The following is a 1,347-nucleotide window of genomic DNA, read 5'->3' on the forward strand; positions in this document are numbered from 1 at the left end:
TCGGCGCGCCGATCACGTCGAGGAAGGCGTGGACTTCGGACCAGGTGTAGCGCTGCGAGAACCGTCCGCACATGATCTGGCCTGCCCTCGTCGGTCACACGCCCTATGTCAGGAGCGGAAGAGGTATCAAGGCAGACGTGGCCATGGCGATCAAGTTCGTGGACATCGAGCCCGACGATGCGGGCAAGCCGAAGCGGGCAGAGAAGGCCGAAGTGCCTGCGACCCGCGAGCCTGAGGCGGAGAGGCCCGGCGTGTCGCCGGCTCCCTACGCCAAGCCGGCGCCGAAGAAGCGCGGGTGGAGGTAGGGAAGCCCGTAGGCCTTCGCCGACGTTTTAGCCCTCGACCTGGTCGGCCGAGCCGCCCTTCTCCAGAAGCTCTTCCAGGGCGTCGTCGATCACGTCGACCTGATCTCGCGTAGCGACCAGCTCCAGCACGTGGCCAGCCTCGTCCTCGATATGAAGCTTGAAGTCCTCGCCGGCCTCAGTGATCGTGAATTTCGCGAGCTTCTTCGTCTTCGCCATTTTGCGTCCTTTCAAATCCGAAATGCCCGGGGCAACGTGCTGTCGCCCTTCAGGTTCATCGCGGCGTTTGTCACCCCGCCTCACGATCCCCTCGGCCTCGGTGAGCGCCTGCCCGAGATAGCGCGCGAGGGCGACGGCGCCGGCCGCCTCGGCTTCCCGCAACAGCGCTGGAAGGACGGCGAGAGCGGCACGCGCCGCAGGCCCATAATCGGCGCTGCTCTCCTGCTCCACGTCTCGCCGTGAACGGGGCGCTGTCCGCTCGTAGACGTGGGGACGGCGCATCAGGTAGTTTCGTCGCTGTCAATCGTGGGGTGTTTCGCCTCTGCCAGTGCCTCGACGAACGACAGTAGGCGCCTGGTCACGAGAGGGTCGCGGACTTGCTGAACGGCTTCGGCGATCCGCATAGCCATTCTCACCTGAGGGATGTTGCCGGACGGCACAGGTACCTCACCGTCGAAGAATGACCCGGGATGCACGCCCAAAGCCGCGGCGAGCCCCTGTAAGGTGCTGGCCGCAATGCGATCGACGCCACTCTCATATTTCTGCACCTGTTGGTAGCTGATACCTACGGTGACGCCAAGGTCGGTCTGACTGATGCGAGCGGCGATGCGGGCTGCCCGGATGCGGGCGCCGAGGGCGACCTCGAACTCGGGATTGCGTCCAGTGCGTTTGGTCCGCTTGGGCGCGGCGGAAGGCGGACCGCCCGTCGCGTCCTTCGGCATGCGAGGTACCCGCATCAGCCCTTTTTCCGCAGGCTGCCGAGCCCGATGCTCTTCGCCAGTTCGGACCGGCGGGCCGAATAGCCGGGCGCCACCATGGGGTAGTC

At 65.8% G+C, this 1,347-nt stretch carries 4 protein-coding genes; 1 reads left to right on the top strand and 3 read right to left on the bottom strand.

The window, feature by feature from the left end; genetic code table 11:
• Nucleotides 1-143: 143 nt before the first annotated feature.
• Nucleotides 144-305 carry a hypothetical protein gene (locus D3273_RS28630; protein ID WP_165359760.1) on the top strand — a complete coding sequence of 54 codons (162 nt, stop codon included), beginning with the start codon at nt 144-146 and terminating at the stop codon, nt 303-305.
• 27 nt (nt 306-332) lie between these two features.
• On the opposite strand, the gene D3273_RS28955 is transcribed toward D3273_RS28630, so the two are convergent.
• The 3 genes from D3273_RS28955 to D3273_RS27725 form a co-directional block, all read right to left on the bottom strand.
• Nucleotides 333-752 (bottom strand): hypothetical protein, encoded by a 420-nt coding sequence (locus D3273_RS28955; RefSeq protein ID WP_207210935.1) that lies wholly within the window; start codon nt 750-752, stop codon nt 333-335.
• A gap of 50 nt (nt 753-802) precedes the next feature.
• The gene (locus tag D3273_RS27720; protein WP_165359761.1) at nt 803-1,243 is read right to left on the bottom strand and encodes a helix-turn-helix domain-containing protein; all 441 of its coding nucleotides are present in this window, start codon (nt 1,241-1,243) and stop codon (nt 803-805) included.
• A gap of 14 nt (nt 1,244-1,257) precedes the next feature.
• On the bottom strand, nt 1,258-1,347 hold a 90-nt coding region (locus D3273_RS27725), incomplete at its 5' end, for a MucR family transcriptional regulator (protein WP_207210936.1).

Origin of the sequence: Lichenibacterium minor, from assembly GCF_004137685.1 — a bacterium.
Classification (GTDB): Bacteria; Pseudomonadota; Alphaproteobacteria; order Rhizobiales; family Beijerinckiaceae; genus Lichenihabitans; species Lichenihabitans minor.